The sequence below is a fragment of the Nocardia spongicola genome (assembly GCF_047200775.1).
Classification (GTDB): domain Bacteria; phylum Actinomycetota; class Actinomycetes; order Mycobacteriales; family Mycobacteriaceae; genus Nocardia.
On sequence record NZ_JBJZOO010000010.1, the window covers coordinates 60,658 to 76,835 of the forward strand.

General features: G+C 63.6%; 10 protein-coding genes. 7 read left to right on the forward strand and 3 right to left on the reverse strand.

Going from position 1 to position 16,178, the window contains the following annotated elements; genetic code table 11:
* The first annotated feature begins 16 nt into the window (after positions 1-16).
* Positions 17-382, forward strand: a complete 366-nt coding sequence (locus tag ACL02S_RS17835; RefSeq protein ID WP_412803569.1) for a hypothetical protein — start codon at positions 17-19, stop codon at positions 380-382.
* Positions 383-557: 175 nt separating this feature from the next.
* Positions 558-914 carry a nitroreductase/quinone reductase family protein gene (locus ACL02S_RS17840; protein WP_412803570.1) on the forward strand — a complete coding sequence of 119 codons (357 nt, stop codon included), beginning with the start codon at positions 558-560 and terminating at the stop codon, positions 912-914.
* Here the strand turns inward: ACL02S_RS17840 and dapA are convergent.
* Positions 880-1,776 (reverse strand): 4-hydroxy-tetrahydrodipicolinate synthase, encoded by an 897-nt coding sequence (gene dapA / locus ACL02S_RS17845; protein ID WP_412803571.1) that lies wholly within the window; start codon positions 1,774-1,776, stop codon positions 880-882. The two genes, ACL02S_RS17840 and dapA, sit on opposite strands and share 35 nt — an antisense overlap.
* 70 nt (positions 1,777-1,846) lie before the next feature.
* On the opposite strand from dapA, the gene ACL02S_RS17850 reads away from it, so the two are divergent.
* Both ACL02S_RS17850 and ACL02S_RS17855 read left to right on the forward strand, forming a co-directional pair.
* Positions 1,847-2,776 (forward strand): LysR family transcriptional regulator, encoded by a 930-nt coding sequence (locus tag ACL02S_RS17850; protein ID WP_412803572.1) that lies wholly within the window; start codon positions 1,847-1,849, stop codon positions 2,774-2,776.
* Between the two features lie 558 nt (positions 2,777-3,334).
* Positions 3,335-9,811: a type I polyketide synthase gene (locus ACL02S_RS17855; protein WP_412803573.1), complete on the forward strand. Its 6,477-nt coding sequence runs from the start codon at positions 3,335-3,337 to the stop codon at positions 9,809-9,811.
* A 129-nt stretch (positions 9,812-9,940) separates the two neighbouring features.
* Here the strand turns inward: ACL02S_RS17855 and ACL02S_RS17860 are convergent, their stop codons facing one another.
* A complete protein-coding gene (locus tag ACL02S_RS17860; protein WP_412803574.1) occupies positions 9,941-12,001 on the reverse strand; it encodes a prolyl oligopeptidase family serine peptidase in 2,061 nt (686 codons plus the stop codon).
* A 33-nt stretch (positions 12,002-12,034) separates the two neighbouring features.
* The gene (locus ACL02S_RS17865; protein WP_412803575.1) at positions 12,035-12,574 is read right to left on the reverse strand and encodes an AMIN-like domain-containing (lipo)protein; all 540 of its coding nucleotides are present in this window, start codon (positions 12,572-12,574) and stop codon (positions 12,035-12,037) included.
* Positions 12,575-12,798: 224 nt separating this feature from the next.
* Here ACL02S_RS17865 and ACL02S_RS17870 point away from each other — a divergent pair, with 224 nt between their 5' ends.
* The 3 genes from ACL02S_RS17870 (at position 12,799) to ACL02S_RS17880 (ending at position 16,151) form a co-directional block, all read left to right on the forward strand.
* Complete coding sequence (locus ACL02S_RS17870; RefSeq protein ID WP_412803576.1) at positions 12,799-13,773, forward strand: dipeptidase; 975 nt, start codon at positions 12,799-12,801, stop codon at positions 13,771-13,773.
* 149 nt (positions 13,774-13,922) lie between these two features.
* Positions 13,923-15,323 (forward strand): dihydrolipoyl dehydrogenase, encoded by a 1,401-nt coding sequence (lpdA, locus tag ACL02S_RS17875; RefSeq protein WP_412803577.1) that lies wholly within the window; start codon positions 13,923-13,925, stop codon positions 15,321-15,323.
* A gap of 123 nt (positions 15,324-15,446) precedes the next feature.
* Positions 15,447-16,151 carry a polysaccharide deacetylase family protein gene (locus ACL02S_RS17880; RefSeq protein WP_412803578.1) on the forward strand — a complete coding sequence of 235 codons (705 nt, stop codon included), beginning with the start codon at positions 15,447-15,449 and terminating at the stop codon, positions 16,149-16,151.
* Positions 16,152-16,178 lie beyond the last annotated feature (27 nt).

Consider the following 16,178-nt stretch of genomic DNA (forward strand, 5'->3'; position numbering starts at 1 on the left):
CAGGCAAGGTAATAGATTGCCACCGGCTGTGGACACCGAAGACAAGGGAATCCAACCGATGCACGATGAGCTCATCGGCTTCTTCTCCGATGTCAGTGCGGCAGTACTCGGCGCTCCTGGTGTCGAGCCAGGAACTATGATGGGCTTCCCTTGTCTACGCGTCGACGGCGCGTTCTTCGCCTCATGCGATAGGCACTCCGGTGATTTGATCGTCGAACTGCCCCGCGAACGCGTCCAGCAGTTGATCGACACCGGAATAGGTAAACCCTTCACCCCGGCCGGACGCACGTTCAGTGAATGGGTGGTGATCGACGACCGGGACGAAGCATGTTGGACCGCACTGCTTATCGAAGCACACAGATTCGTCGGCGGTCGGCGATAACCCTCGTCTTCGATTGCCGGTGCGCGTGAGAGGCGGATCAGTACCCAGCCGCCTCCCACGCGCACCGGGTCGTGCACCGGCGCGGTCGGCAGACGAGCGGAAACCTGAACTGTGTGGCTTCGGGGGTTAGGGTGACGGGTACCGGATATCTCCACCAACCGATCGGGAGGACGGCATGGGGCAGAAGGAGCTGTTGGGGCGCGCGGCAAGAGGATTCAATGCCGGAGTGGCCACGATCCTCGGGATGCCCGTGATCGGGTCTCTGATGGGCAAGAGTTTCGTGGTGATCACCTATGTGGGGCGGCGGTCGGGGCGAACCTTCAGCACGCCCGTGAATTACCGGCGTGCGGGAGACGAACTCGTCATACGGGTCGCCATGCCGGACAAGAAGAACTGGTGGCGGAACTTTCTCGGCGCGGGCGGTCCGATCACGCTGCATCTGAACGGGGCCGACAGCACCGGGCATGCGGTGGCTCGGCGTGATGCGCGTGGCCGGGTCACGGTAAGGGTACGGCTGGAGCAGGAGAGCTGACCTGAATCGTCGCCGGCACGGCGGCAGGCAGCAACGGCAATCGGACGTTCGCAGTCGATATCCGGCCCTGAGCGTGGAGAACAGCTTTGATCACCGTGGGGTTGGGTTCGGACATGAGCGCGCCTGCCGGCTCGACGAGCCGGTGCCCCAGTGTCCGTGCCTGCACGGCTTTTCCGCTGTGCCACAACTGGAAAAGTTCGGCGAACTCGCGCGTGTAGATGTTCGCGGTCGCCAGGATCGCTCCTGCCGCACCCATCGCCAGCAATGGTGAGACCAGTGTGTCCTCCCCCGCGAGAACCGAGAACGAATCCACGGACTCGGCGAGCAGCCGCGCGGTGTCGGTGTCCACCGCACCGACCGCCTGCTTGATACCGACGATCCGTGGATGCTCCGCCAGGCGCGCGATGGACTCCCAGCCCATCTGTTGGCCGGTGCGATAGGGAACATTGTACAGAACCAGCGGGAGCGGACTGCGTGCCGCGATGTACTCGAAGTGCGCCACGACCCCTGCCTCTGAAGGCCGTATGTAGTACGGGACCACCACCAATACACCCGCGACACCGGCCTGCTCGCCCAGCTCCTCGACAGCGCGCACCGTGCTCGCTGTGTCGTTGGTGCCTGCCCCGACCAGCAAAGGAGCACCGTGCTCCCGGCATACCGTGCTGCAGATCCGCAGGACTTCTCGACGTTCCCGCCGACTCAGCGCGGCGGATTCCGCAGTGGTTCCCAACGCGACAATCCCGGCCGCCCCCTCCTCTAACACGGTGTGGGCGAGCCGTTCCAGATCGGTGGCCGCCAGGTCGCCGTTGTCGGCGAAGGGTGTGACGAGCGGGACGAATATTCCCGACGGGTGGAAGGTCATGCGTCCAGTCTCATCGGCAACATAAACAAGTTCCAGTTACTATTTTTACTGTTTTTCATAAGCTGAACTGATGCTCGATATTCGCAAGCTCAGACTTCTTCGCGAACTGGCGCATCGCGGCACTATCGCGGCGGTAGCGGAAGCGGTGTCGTACACGCCCTCAGCGGTATCGCAACAAATCGCGGCACTGGAACGTGAGGTCGGCCGCCCCCTGCTGACGCGAACGGGACGTCGGGTGCGTCTCACACCGGCCGGGGTTGTGCTCGTCGAACACGCCGAGGTGGTTCTTGCCGACCTGGAACGAGCCGAAGCCGCACTCGCCGCGAGCGCGACAAGCCTGTCGGGATCGGTGCGCTTGGGGGCATTTCCCACCGCGCTCCGGACGATTGTGCTGCCCGCACTACTGGAAATCGGCGCTACCGAAAAGGACTTGGAGTTGATGGTGACCGAGGTCGACCCCGCGGAGGCGCCGGATCTCCTGCGTGGCGGCCGGCTCGACATCGCACTGGTGCACGAATACGACAACGTCCCCTCCATCATGGGCTCGGGCATCGAGCTCGAACCACTTCTCGACGAGGTCGTGTACCTGGCCGCTGCCATGGCTTCGGAAGTGCCCGACGACGCGGTGATCCGCCACCACCGCGAGAGTCCCTGGATAGTCGGCAACCCTGGCACCCTCTGCCACGCCATGACCGTGCGTACTTGCCGGTCCCAGGGGTTCGAACCACGGATAGCCCACCGGATCGATGATTTCGCGACGGTTCTGCGGCTCGTCGCCGCTGGCGTTGGCGTGGCGTTGGTTCCGCAGCTCGGGGCGATCGATGTCCCGGAAGGAGTGGTGCTCACGCCGCTCTCGATCGGTAGATGTACCCGGATCGCCTATCGCCGTGGCAGTCGCGCTCAGCCGTCGTTCGTTCGTGTCAGCGACGAATTGCAGCGCGCGGTTCGATGTTTCCTCGATGTCCGTCAGAGGCGGAACAATTGCCCACGGGGTGGATGACCGGCCAATTCAGACGATCCTTCAGCCTGGAACCGGCATGCCTGAAAGCAGCCGAAATGATCATCGACAACTCGACATCATCGCTACAGCGCAGGGCTCAGGCACGTCTCTCCGATGCAGGAAGATCGACACCGACAAGAAGATTATCGGAAATAATAACGAGCAATTCTCCGATGATGTTCTGGTAAAGATATGGTGTTATTGCAATAATTGCGTTGTTCGACAGGCAATCATTCCGCTTACGTTTCGGTAAAAGAATGGCTTTGTTGTAATAATTGCGCTCGATGACGGGGTTGCTCGGAGGTGTCGCGCCGCGACCGATATCTCCGCCCTGAGCTGTATTTATGTGCGATATCGCGATACTCCGGGGGCGGGGTCGGATACATTACTTGATGGTTTCTTGTGTGCGTATGAAGTGGTCAGTGGGATATTCGGGTATTACTCTCTTGGGGGGAAGAAAAATTCTGTAAATATGCTGACAGAATCCGCTTCGAGGGTTGGCTCGGGAGGGGGCTTCGGAGATGGTGGTGCGGTGTGTTCATCGATCCGGGAGTCGTAGTGTCTGATATTGCTATCGTTGGTATCGGTTGCCGTTATGCCGGTGGTATCGAATCCCCCGAGACGTTCTGGGATCTCGTGGTCAACAAGCGTGACGGAGTGTGTGAGATCCCGGCGGAACGCTGGGATTGGCGGCGCTTCTACGATCCGGACAAGCGGGCTCCGGCGTATATGTATGTGAAGCGGGCGGCGTTTATGACCAGTGATCCGTGGGCGTTCGATCCGGACTTCTTCGGGATCTCGCCTCGGGAGGCGGCGGGGATGGATCCGCAGCAGCGGCTGGTCCTCGAAGTCGCGTGGGAGGCGTTCGACGACGCCGGGATCGCCGGCCGGGCCTCGGGCTCCTCGCTGGGGGTGTACATGGGCGCGTTCACCTTGGATCAGATGGGGACCATGTCTACTCCGCAGACGTTGCCGTTCGCTGATATGCATACGGCGGCGAGTGCGTCGTACACGATGATCTCCAACCGGCTGGCGTATGCGTTGAATCTGGTGGGTCCGGCGATCACAGTGGATACCGCGTGTTCGTCGTCGTTGGTGGCGTTCCATCTGGCCTGCCAGGGCATCGAGAACGGTGATTGCGAGATGGCCGTAGCCGGCGGGGTGACCGTGCTGGGCCGGCCGGAGCTATTCGTGTCGATGTGTAAGGGCGGGTTCTTGGCCACGGATGGGCGCAGTAAGGCGTTCGATGCTTCCGCGGACGGGTATGGCCGGGGTGAGGGGGTGGGGATGGTGGTGTTGAAGAAGCTCGATGCCGCGCAGCGGGACGGGGACCGGATTTATGCGGTGGTGAAGGCGACCGGGTCGAATCAGGACGGGCGTACCACCGCGATCACGGTGCCGAACGCCGATTTGCAGGAGCAACTCGCCAAGGAAGTCACCCGGCGGGCCGGGGTCTCCCCACACGAAATCACCTACGTCGAAGCGCACGGTACCGGTACCCCGGTGGGAGATCCGTTGGAGCTCAAGGCGATCGGACACGCCTACGGGGCGGTGGAAGGACGCACCACCCCATTGGGGGTCGGGTCGGTGAAAACCCAGCTCGGACACACCGAAGCCGCCTCGGGGATCGCGAGTTTGATCAAGTCGGCGCTGGCGATCTCGCATCGCACCCTGCCTCCGCAGTATTGGTTCGATACCCCGAATCCGGATATCGCGTTCGATGAGTGGAATATCCGGTTGCAGTTGGAGGCCGAGCCGGTGGCCCCTGAGGTGGATCAGGTCACGATCGCGGTCAACGGGTTCGGCTACGGCGGCACCAACGCCCATGCCATCCTGCAGGAATACCGGGCCCCCGAACATTCCGGCGGGAACGGCCACGTACGCACCCCCCGGCATTACGGGGTGTTGCCGTTGTCGGCACGCAGTGAACAAGCCGTGCGGGAGCTGGCGCGTGGGTTCGCCGAGCGGCTCGCCGAGGGCGCGGATCCGGGGTGGTTGGCCGAGGCGGCGTGGACCCGGCGTAACCATCACCCGTTCCGGGCCGGGATCACCTTCGCCGACGATATCGAGTTGGTGCAGGGGTTGGTTGAGTTCACCGAAGGGATCGGGCGGGTGAGCCGGACGATCACAAGTAAGGTGGCCGAGCCGGTGTTCGTGTTCACCGGGATGGGTCCGCAGTGGTGGGCAATGGGCCGAGGGTTGTTGCAGGCTGGAGGGGTGTTCGCCGCCGAGGCGGCTCGGGTGGATGAAGAGTTCCGGCAGATCTCCGGTTGGTCGATTCTCGAGGAGTTGTTGCGGCCGGAGAGTGAGTCGCGGGCGACGTCCACGGTGGTCGCGCAGGCGGGTAACTTCCTGGTGCAGGTGGCGTTGGTGGCCGAGCTGGAAGCGTTGGGTATCCGCCCCGCGGCGGTGGTCGGCCACAGTGTCGGTGAGGTCGCCGCCGCATATGTGGCCGGGGTGTTGTCACTACATGACGCACTGCTGGTGAGTTATCACCGGGCCCGGCTGCAAGCCACTACCGCCGGATCGGGCGGGATGCTCGCGGTCGGGCTCCCGCTGGAAGAGGCCCAAGAGCTCATCGCAGGGGACGCCCGGGTGGATATCGCGGCGGTCAACAGCCCCGCGGCGGTGACTTTGGCCGGAGACAGCACCCGCCTCGACGAGATCGCCGACACCCTCATCGGAGAAGGGGTGTTCGCCAAACGCCTACAGGTGGAGGTGCCCTACCACAGCCATCTGATGGACCCAATCCTCGACGAACTACGTACCGTGCTGGCCGAACTACAGCCTGCTCCGCCGCGGATCCCGCTGTATTCCACGGTCACCGGCACTCAGGTCACCGCGGAGGAGTGGGGTGCCGACTACTGGTGTGACAATGTGCGCCGACCGGTGCGTTTCGCCGACGCCACCCGCGAACTGGTCCGGGCGGGCAGCCGGGTGTTCCTCGAGGTCGGTCCGCACCCGGTACTGGGTGCCAATATCCGCGAGGTCCTACGCGAGGCAAGCGAGAACGGCACCAGTATCGCGACCCTCAATCGCAAACAGGGCGACCCGGACAGCATCCGGAAAACCATCGCCGGGCTGTACGCCGCTGGGGTGCTGGATATCGCGGCACGGTTCGCCGACCTGCCGTCGGCGACCCCGCATATCGACCTACCGGTCTACCCCTGGCAACACACCCACCTACGCAAAGAGATGCCGCTCGATCAGATCCTGCGGTTCGGTACCCCGGATGGATACACCCTGCTGGGCGATCAGGATCCGGATGTCACCACGGGCTGGTATAAGAAGCTGAACACCGTGGCGCTGCCGTGGCTGGCCGATCATGTGGTCGGCGGTACCAGGATCCTGCCCGGCGCGGGCTATCTGGATGCGGCGTTGAGCGCCGTGCTGGTACGCACCGGAGCTACGCAGGCGGGGGTGGAGGATGTGCGTTTCGTCGCTCCGCTGGTCGTCGAGGACGGTCAACCGCCGCTCATGCGTTTCGATCTGGAGGAATCGACCCGCCGCTTCACCATCCGCTCCCGCGGCCTGACCAGCACGGTGTGGACGGTGAACGCTACCGGGCGTCTGGTCGAAGGTGCTTTCGACCAGATCAAGGGCGAGGTTCCGGCTCTCGATGAGACGAACGAGATCGATCCGGCGGATTTCTATACCGAGTTGAACACGCTCGAGCTCGGCTACGGACCGGAATTCCAGCGAGTCACCTCGCTGCGCGCCGAGGACAAGACGGTGGTGGCCACCGTGAACGGCACTATCGCGCGGGAGGGCCGGTACGCCGCGCATCCGGCGGTCGTCGACTCTGCTTTGCAGAGCGTGGCCGCTTTGTTCGTCGGCATGGCCAATCCGAAGGATGGGGCTCCGGTCCCGGTGTCGGTCGACAAGGTCCGGTTGCTGGCGCCACTGCCGGAAGAGATCACCGTGGTGGGTCGGCTGCGGACCGCGCCGACCGACTCGTCCACCAGTCATATCGCGGATATCGAGCTGTTGGATGCCGATCACACCGTCTGTATGCAGGTCATCGGGTTGAGGACCGCGTCGATCACGCCGCGGCAGGCTCCGATGCAGCGGATGGTCGATTTCTTCTATGAAGAGGTCTGGCAGAAGCGTGATCCCATCGATCCCGAGACCCTGCCTTCGACGGAGGATCTGTCCACCCTGATCGTGGTGATGGACACCGCGACCACTCCTACCGCCGAACAGATCTTGCGTGTCACCACCTCCGGGTCGGCAGGTGCCGAATTGTTCGTGGTGGGTGATCCCGAGCGGGAGGATCTGGAAACCGCACTGTTCGAACGGTTACGTGCGGCCCACACCCGCGACGGTGCCGAACGCCTGCACATAGTGGTGGTCGCGAGCAACAGCTACAACGAGATGGACCAGCTGTGGGTCCTGCGCCGCATCGCGATTACCGCCGAGGGGTTTTTCGATGCCAGGAAGGAGGAACTCGGCATCGAGCAGGAGACTTTCGGCGGCATCGACATCTCTACCCTCGGTTACGGCGAGGATGACTATTACCTCTCGCTGATCACGGAGAACGCGTTCATGCCTCCAGGAGTGGATATCGCGCCGGACCCGAGCCAGACCGCGTTGGCGGGTGGCAGACGCGTGTTGCTCAATGAGCAGTCGCGGCTCAGGTGGCGGGTGATCGACCTCGACGGCCGGGTCGCTGATGCCGATCTCGCCGCGGAGTTGACGATTCCGGGTGCGTTCACCTTCGATCACGCCGATGAGGTCTGTCTGCGTGGTGGAACACGGTGGGGCACGGTGGTGCAACGCACGCTGCAGGATCGCCTCGATGTCCTCGACAAACCCGTCCCCCTGACCGATCCGGAGGTCAACTTCCAGTTGGAGTTGCCCCAGACCAGGGTCAGGTCCTTCGCTCAGCTGGGTTGGCGGCAGTGCGACCGCCGTGAGCCCGGCCCCGGCGAGGTCGAGGTGAAGATAGAGGCCATCGGTCTCGCGTACAAGGATTCGATGAAGGTCATAGGCGTGCTCGGCGAACGCGAACTCGCCGACACTTATTTCGGCCTCGGTCTGGGGATGGAGGGGGCAGGCACGGTCGCTCGCTGTGGCCCCGGCGTCACCGAATTCGAGGTCGGCGACAAGGCCCTCGTATTCCGCGAGGACATGATCCGCCGCTACAACACTCTCTCTGTGCGCAAAGTTTTTCATTTCCCAGCCGATACCGATCCAGCATGGATCAGTAGTTCCACCGCATTCCTGTCCGCAATCTACGCGTTGCGGGAGGTAGCCCGGGTGCAGCCGGGGGAGACGGTGTTGGTGCACGGCGCGGCCGGTGGGGTGGGCTCGTCCGCGATACAGCTCGCGAAACTCTACGGCGCCAGGGTGATCGGTGCCGCGAGTACCGAGGAGCGCCGCGCCTATGTGCTCGAGCAGGGGGCCGATTACACGGTGAACTCCCGATCACTGAACTTCGTCGACGAGGTGCTGGCACTTACCGACGGCCGAGGTGTGGATGTGGTGGTCAGTACCGCCCCCGGCGAGATTCTGATGCAGAACTTCGACGCGGTCGCGGAATTCGGGCGCATCCTCGAGCTCGGTAAAGCCGATATCTACTTCGGTGGTGCGCTCGAACTGAGACGCTTCACCAAGAACGTGACGTACTCCTCGATCGACCTCGACCGGACACTGAAGCATCGGTTCGAACAGATGACTGAAATGGCACTCGAGGTTATACGTGGGTTCAGCGAGGGCTCGTATCGGCCGTTGCCCTACGAAAAATACGGCACCGCGGAGGTCGGGCAGGCTTTCGAGGAGGTCGCGCGCTCGTCCCGGATCGGGCGGGTGGTGCTGGATATGACAGAGACGGCGCCACTGGTACGGCCTCGGATCCCGGAAGTGGTCATCGATGCCGACGCGCAATACCTGATCACCGGTGGGTTCGGTGGGTTCGGCCTGGCTGTCGGTCGCTGGCTGGTCGCCAAAGGCGCCCGCAGGCTGACCCTGCTCGGCCGTAGCGGCGCTACCACAGCCGCCGCCCGCGACCAGCTCACCATATGGGAGAAACGAGATATCGAGGTGGTCACCGAAACGGTCGATGTATCCGATGCCGACGCGGTCGCCGCGGTGATCGCCAGGGCGCACACTCCAGAGCACCCCTTGAAGGGCATCTTCCACACCGCAGGGGTACTGGACGACAGACGTCTCGCCGATATGGACCGGGCAGGTTTGGCCAAAGTGTTCCGGCCCAAGCTCGATGGGGCGCGTGCGTTATGGGATGGCGTCGTGGCGGCCGGGGCGCGGCTGGACCATTTCGTCTTGTTCTCTTCCGGCGCTGTTCTCTTCGGCGCTGTCGGCCAGTACTCCTATATCGCGGCCAATCTCGCGGTGGAAGCCTATGCGGAGGCGCTGGCCCGGCAGGGTGTACCGGCGCAGGCGGTCGGCTGGGGGCATATGGTCGGTGCGGGCATGCTGGCAGATAACACCGAGCTCAATCGCCATCTGGCCAACCTGGGATTCGATCCGATGGAGATGGAGGAGGGACCGCAGTATCTGGAACAAGGGTTGCGGTTGGATTCCACCCGCTTCGTCTTATTTCCGATCAGTTGGAACCGGCTCGCGCTCAACAAAGGAATACGGGCGGATGCGACCGGTCGGCTCGAGGGTATGGTCGCGGCCGAGGCGCAGCGCGATTCGGCGGCTGCCCGGTTGCGGGCCGAGCTGGTCGCTCTCGACGAGGCAAAGCGTAAGGATGTGGTCGCGCATATGCTCGCCGGTCAGCTGGCGATAGTGATGGGGGTGTCGGCCGAGTCGATCGATCTGACGGTACCGGTGCCGGAATTGGGTCTGGACTCGATCATGGCCGTCGAATTCGGCGCGGCGGTCCAGCAGAACCTGGATATCGATATGTCGAGGGTGAAGCTCGGGCGCTCGTTCAGCCTGGAACAGGCCGGTGCCACAGTGGCCGAGATTATCGTCGAAGGTCCCGGTTCAGCAGCTCCGTCGACGGTACCGGCAGCCACCGCGGAGGAGGTAGCCGACAGCCCGGAGAAGGCGGAGATTCCGGTGTGATCGATATCGCGCGTCGTTTCCGGAATCCGATGGGCCCGGATTCATACGTAGCGGTGTAATTCGGCATCCGGGTTGTGTGCGGGGAAGTCGGACACAACCCGGATGCCGAATTCGGGCAGTCGTCTTCGGCTAAGCTCGTGCGCGCTCGATGAGCATCTGGCTGAAGAATTCGTAGATCAGCGCGGCATGGAAGGCCGATTGTTTGTTGTCGGCGGCGCCGCCGTGGCCGCCTTCGATGTTCTCGTGGTACCAGCACTGGTGGCCGTTGGCCTCCAGTAGCGCGGTCATTTTGCGGGCATGGCCGGGGTGTACCCGGTCGTCTCTGGTCGAGGTAGTGAGCAGGATCGGCGGGTAGGCGCGGTCGGCGCGCACATTCTGGTAGGGCGAGTACTTGCTGATGTACTCCCATTCCTCCGGTTTGTCCGGGTCGCCGTATTCGGCGACCCAGGAGGCGCCCGCGAGCAGCAGATGGTAGCGCCGCATGTCCAGCAGCGGCACCTGGCAGACGATCGCGCCGAACAGGTGGGGATAACGGGTGAGCATGACACCCATGAGCAGTCCGCCGTTGCTGCCGCCGACCGCGCCGAGTTGATCGGGGGTGGTGATGCCGCGTGCGACGAGGTCGGTGGCGATCGCGGCGAAGTCCTCGTACACCTTGTGCCGGTTGGCTTTTTGCACCGCGGTGTGCCACTGCGGTCCGTATTCACCGCCGCCGCGGATATTGGTTGCCACCCAGGTGCCGCCGCGCTCCAGCCAGCCCATGCCGACTCCGCCGCTGTAGGCCGGGGTACGGGAGACTTCGAAGCCGCCGTAACCGGACATCACCGTCGGGCCGGGGGAATCCTTGTGATCGCGGTGCCGGAGTACGAAGTACGGCACCAGAGTGCCGTCATCGGACTCGGCGAAGAACTGTTCGGTTTCGATTCCGTCGGTGTCGAAGAAACCGGGTTCCTGCGCCAGCGGTTCGATGGGGCCGCCGATGCTCCCGGACAGCAGTGTTGCCGGGGTGGTGAAACCACTGGTGGCCAGCATGAACTCGTCACCGCCCTCCAGTGGGTCGAGGTTCAGCAGGCTGGTGGTCGCCATGGGCGGGGTGTCGGCCAGCGGCTCGCGCCGCCAGCCCGTCGCGCTCGGGGTGAGCACGAAGAGCTTGGTCTGCACATCTTCGAGGGTGACCAGGAGCAGATGGTTCTCTGTCCAGCTGTATCCGTGCAGTGCGGTATGCGCGTCGGGGGTGAAGATCACCTCGAATTCCCTGGCACCGGAAAGGAATTTCTCGAAGTTCGTGGCCAGCAGCGCACCGGCCGGATAGCAGGCGCCGCCGACTTCCCACGGCGACTTCAACCGGATCAGCAGCCAGTCCTTGTACCAGGATTCAGCGGCGTCGCTGGGGATATCGAGATGCCGCCTGGTGCCGTCGGCTTCGAGTAGGTAGACCTCTTCGTTGAAGAAATCGGTGGCGCGGCCGACGAAGTGCCGTTCGTAGCCGGGCGTCCGGTCATACCCTGCCGAGACCGCGACATCATCGGTCTCACCTTCGAAAACCGTTGTCGCCTCGGCCAGTGTGGTGCCACGACGCCACAGCTTCGCGATCCGTGGATATCCAGAATCGGTCAGCGATCCGGGGCAGAAATCGGTTCCGACATATACCGAATCGCGGTCGATCCAGCGCATTTCCGATTTCGCCTCCGGCAGGAAATAGCCGCCATCGGCCGGAGCGAGGAATACGCGCCGTTCGATATCGAATTCGCGGATCACCTTCGCATCGGCTCCACCGCGCGACAGGCTGATCAGGGCGCGGGATTGCTCCGGGCGCAGCACTGCGGCCCCGCCCCATACCCAGTTCTCCTCCTCGGCGGTGGCCAGCGCGTCCAGATCGATCAGCACATCCCACTCCGGCGCGTCCTTGGCGTACTCGGTGAAGGTGGTGCGCCGCCAGAGACCGCGTGGGTGCTCGTCGTCGCGCCAGAAGTTGTAGAGCCAGTGGCCGCGACGGCTGGGATAGGCGATCCTGGTATCCGTATCGAGCATATCGAGGATGCGGCGCTCCAGCTCCAGGAAACGAGCCGAGCCCGCGAACCGTTCGACGACGACAGCATTGTGCGCGCGAGCCCACTCCAGGGCCCCTTCGCTGGTCACTTCTTCGAGCCAGAGATAAGGGTCGGTCACATTCCGCTCAACGCCGCTCATGCTGTCATTGTCGCCGAACGGTGCGCGAGGAGTTCACCAGGAGTGCGCCACATCGACGACAACGCGTGATCCGGCGCCGGGACCAGGGAGTGTGAAGACCTGGAACGGCAACCGGGCGCGCACGCCGAGCCCGATCGTGGTTTGCCCCTCGAAGGTGCCCGCCCAGGCCACCTGACGGAAGGTGCGGTAGTTGCCTACGTTGGTGAGTTCGGTCCGGTCGGCGGGTGTATAGGTGGGGTCGCCGGCGCCGTCGAGGGCGGGCGCGTTGACGATGATGTTCAGCGACGCCCCGCCGCGCAGCGGGACGAGTGCGCCGGATCCGTCCCAGACGACGCGCTCGACATAACCGACGTGATATCCGGTGATCGGGCCCGCGAGGTCGAACACCACGCGGTCGAAGCATGCGTGCCGACCGGTCCGCACTCCGGTCAGTGCCGCGATCGACCACGTCGAGTTCGTTTTGTACAGCGAACCCCAGACCGAGTCGCAATTCGGGCTCGCTGCTGCCTGGCTCGGTGTGAACCAGAGACCGGCGAGGGTGAGGGAGAAGAACAGGAGAAGTAAGCGACGCATGGCCGCACCGCCTTCGAAAGCACAGGGATGACTTACTGGACGAATCGGACGTCTCGTGCTCTATGTTACGCGCTCGAAAATATCGGGCAGAATGGAAGATTCGGCTGACAGGCTTCGCCACCAGTACAGTTACTATGTATTCGCTATTCGCTGAGAATTCTCGCTCGGCTATCGCGGTTCATCGAGTTCCGGTGCGGTAGCCGATTCCGCAGGGAGGTTTGTGATTGTCGCCGTTTCTCTGGGAACAGCACTGTGCCCTGCCACTGTCGCCCGCAGCACGGATCGGTGACCTCGCGCGTTATCCGGCCGGATCGTTCGTATCGGTGAACGTCGGTTACTCTCCGCAATCGACAGCGGACTCCTTCGCCTTACTACGTCGATTCCGCGGGGACGCGCTGGCGGACAGTCGATTCGAGCTCGTCAGCACAGTCGATGACATCGACAGCGGCGAGACCATCGCGTTGGCATTCGATCTCGAAGATGCCGGGCCACTCGGTGGTGATCTGGACAATGTCGCGCGATTCCATGATCTCGGCGTGCGGTCGCTGCAGCTCGTCTACAACCATGCCAACGCAGCGGGCGGCGGTTGCCTCGACCGCGAGGACACCGGGCTCACCGGATACGGGCGCGATGTGGTCGCCAGGCTCAATGAAGCGGGGATGTTCGCCGACGGGTCGCACTGTTCTCGGCGGACCGGGCTGGAGCTGGCGGAACGGAGTACCGCGCCGATGATCTACAGCCACTCCAATTTCGCCGCGCTCTGGGACCATCCGCGCAATATCACCGACGAGCAGGCGCGGGCCTGTGCCGCGACGGGTGGCGTGATCGGGATCAACGGTGTGGGGATATTCCTCGGGCACAACGCGATCGATGCGCGGGCCGAACGGATCGAGGCGATGGCAAGGCATATCGAATACGGTGCCGAGCTGGTGGGGATCGAGCACATCGGGATCGGGTCGGATTACTCTTTCGACGCGGCGGACTTCAACACCGAGCTGCGGCAGAATCCTGATGCCTTTTCCGAGGCGTACACCAAGTGGGGGCCGGTGTGCTGGGTTGAGCCGGAAGACTTACTCGGAGCCGCCGATGTGCCTGGTTTGGACGAGGTGCTGGCTGGACGCGGGTTCAGTGCGGCGGATAGGGCGGCGGTGTTCGGCGAGAACTTCCGACGGGTCGCTGGGCAGGTGTGGCGAGGATGATCACTCGCGCGGCATTCTAGTCCTGGATCCAGTCGCATATCTGTTTCGTCCTTCCCGTTCACGGGAATTTTTCCGGGGGTTGTGGCCAGTGCGTCGATGACGCGGGGGAGGGTGGGGGAACTCCCGTCGACGGAGTTAGGCTCGGACTCGTGACTTCCCATTACGATGTTGTCGTTCTCGGTGCCGGTCCAGGCGGTTATGTCGCCGCCATCCGGGCGGCACAATTAGGTCTCCGTACCGCGATCGTCGAGCAGAAGTATTGGGGTGGGGTGTGCCTCAATGTCGGCTGCATCCCGTCCAAGGCATTGCTGCGGAATGCGGAGCTGGCCCACCTCTTCACCAAGGAAGCGAAGACCTTCGGTATCTCCGGAGATGTGAGCTTCGACTTCGGCGTCGCTTTCGACCGCAGCCGTAAAGTCGCCGACGGCCGGGTCAAGGGCGTGCACTTCCTGATGAAGAAGAACAAGATCGACGAATTCGACGGCAAGGGCACCTTCACCGGCCCGAACTCGATGTCGGTCGAACTCGGCAAGGGCGGCACCGAGACGATCACGTTCGACAACGCGATCGTCGCGGCGGGTACCGTGACCAAGCTGCTGCCCGGCACCCAGCTGAGCGCGAACGTGGTCACCTACGAGGAGCAGATCCTCACCAGGGAGCTGCCCGATTCGATTCTTATCGTCGGCGCGGGCGCGATCGGTATGGAGTTCGGCTACGTCCTGAAGAACTACGGCGTCGATGTGCGCATCGTCGAGTTCCTCGACCGAGCCCTGCCGAACGAGGACGCGGATATCTCCAAGGAGATCACCAAGCAGTACAAGAAGCTCGGCATCACCATCACCACCGGTGCCGCAGTGCAGTCCATCGACGACGACGGCACCAAGGTCACCGTCTCGATCAAGGACAACAAGACCGGCGAACTGGAGACCGTCACCGTCGGCAAGGTGCTGCAGGCGGTCGGCTTCGCGCCGCGGGTCGAGGGCTACGGTCTGGAGAGCACCGGCGTGCGGCTCGAACGCGGCGCCATCGCGATCGACGACTACATGCGCACCAGCGTGCCGCATATCTACGCCATCGGCGACGTCACCGGGAAGCTGCAACTCGCGCATGTCGCCGAGGCCCAGGGTGTGGTCGCGGCCGAGACCATCGCGGGCGCGGAGACCGTCCCGCTCGGCGACTACCGGATGATGCCGCGCGCCACCTTCTGCCAGCCGCAGGTCGCCAGCTTCGGCCTGACCGAGCAGCAGGCCCGTGACGAGGGCTACGACGTGCAGGTCGCCTCCTTCCCGTTCATGGCCAACGGCAAAGCGCACGGCCTCGGCGATCCGACCGGTTTCGTCAAGCTGATCTCCGATGCCGAGTACGGTGAGCTGCTCGGTGGCCATCTCATCGGCCCTGATGTCTCGGAGCTGCTGCCCGAACTCACCCTCGCGCAGAAGTGGGATCTCACGGTCAACGAGCTGACCCGCAATGTGCACACCCATCCGACGCTCAGCGAGGCACTGCAGGAGGCCTTCCACGGTCTGGCCGGCCATATGATCAACTTCTGATCCGGTGGGAAGGGGCGTGCGGCCGATGATCGCGTGCCCCTTTTCGCTTGCCGGGCAGTTATTTCCGTGTCGTAGTCGCGTTCGGGCTCGTCGTCGGTGCGGCGGATCTGTTAGACACGACGTATGCTCCGCAAGTGGTTGATCGCAACTGTGCCTGCGCTCGTCGTCGTGCTGCTGCTGGCCACAGGCACCTACTATGTGATGAACGCTCGGACGTTCCAGCTTGCCGGTCAGTTAGTGAACCGAGTGGACACCCAGGCAAAAGTGGTCGCGCTGACCTTGGACGACGGGCCGTCCGATCGCGCGCCCGAAGTGCTGCGGATTCTTGCCGAAGCTCAGGTTCCGGCCACCTTCTATCTGAACGGCCGTGATCTCGCCGCGCACCCGGAATACGGGAAGGCGATCGCAGCAGCGGGCCATGAGATCGGCAACCACACCTACTCGCATCGCCGGATGGTCTTCGTCGCTCCCGGTACTGTCCGTGACGAAGTGGAGGGCACCGACGCCGAGATCAGGAAAACCGGTTACGCCGGCCCGATCACCTTCCGCCCACCCTACGGCAAGAAACTGTGGACGCTTCCCCGCTACCTCGCCGACCATGATCGCGTCACCGTGATGTGGGACGTCGAGCCCGATTCCGGGCAGGCGCGGGCTACCGCGGACGACATCGTGACCGACACGGTGGGTGCGGTCCGGCCCGGCTCGATCATCTTGCTGCACGTCATGTTCGGGCCCGACCGCGCACTGGCCGCAATACCCCGGATCATCACCGAATTACGCTCCGCAGGATACCGATTCGTCACGGTTTCCGACCTGCTGTCCCGGTGAGCGGGCGGTCCGGGATCGGCTTCCGGC

Coding starts and splice junctions, on each gene's coding strand:
- ACL02S_RS17840 (WP_412803570.1), top strand. CDS start 558: ATGGGGCAGAAGGAGCTGTTGGGGCGCGCGGCAAGAGGATTCAATGCC.
- dapA (WP_412803571.1), bottom strand. CDS start 1,776: ATGACCTTCCACCCGTCGGGAATATTCGTCCCGCTCGTCACACCCTTC.
- ACL02S_RS17850 (WP_412803572.1), top strand. CDS start 1,847: ATGCTCGATATTCGCAAGCTCAGACTTCTTCGCGAACTGGCGCATCGC.
- ACL02S_RS17860 (WP_412803574.1), bottom strand. CDS start 12,001: ATGAGCGGCGTTGAGCGGAATGTGACCGACCCTTATCTCTGGCTCGAA.
- ACL02S_RS17865 (WP_412803575.1), bottom strand. CDS start 12,574: ATGCGTCGCTTACTTCTCCTGTTCTTCTCCCTCACCCTCGCCGGTCTC.
- ACL02S_RS17880 (WP_412803578.1), top strand. CDS start 15,447: ATGCTCCGCAAGTGGTTGATCGCAACTGTGCCTGCGCTCGTCGTCGTG.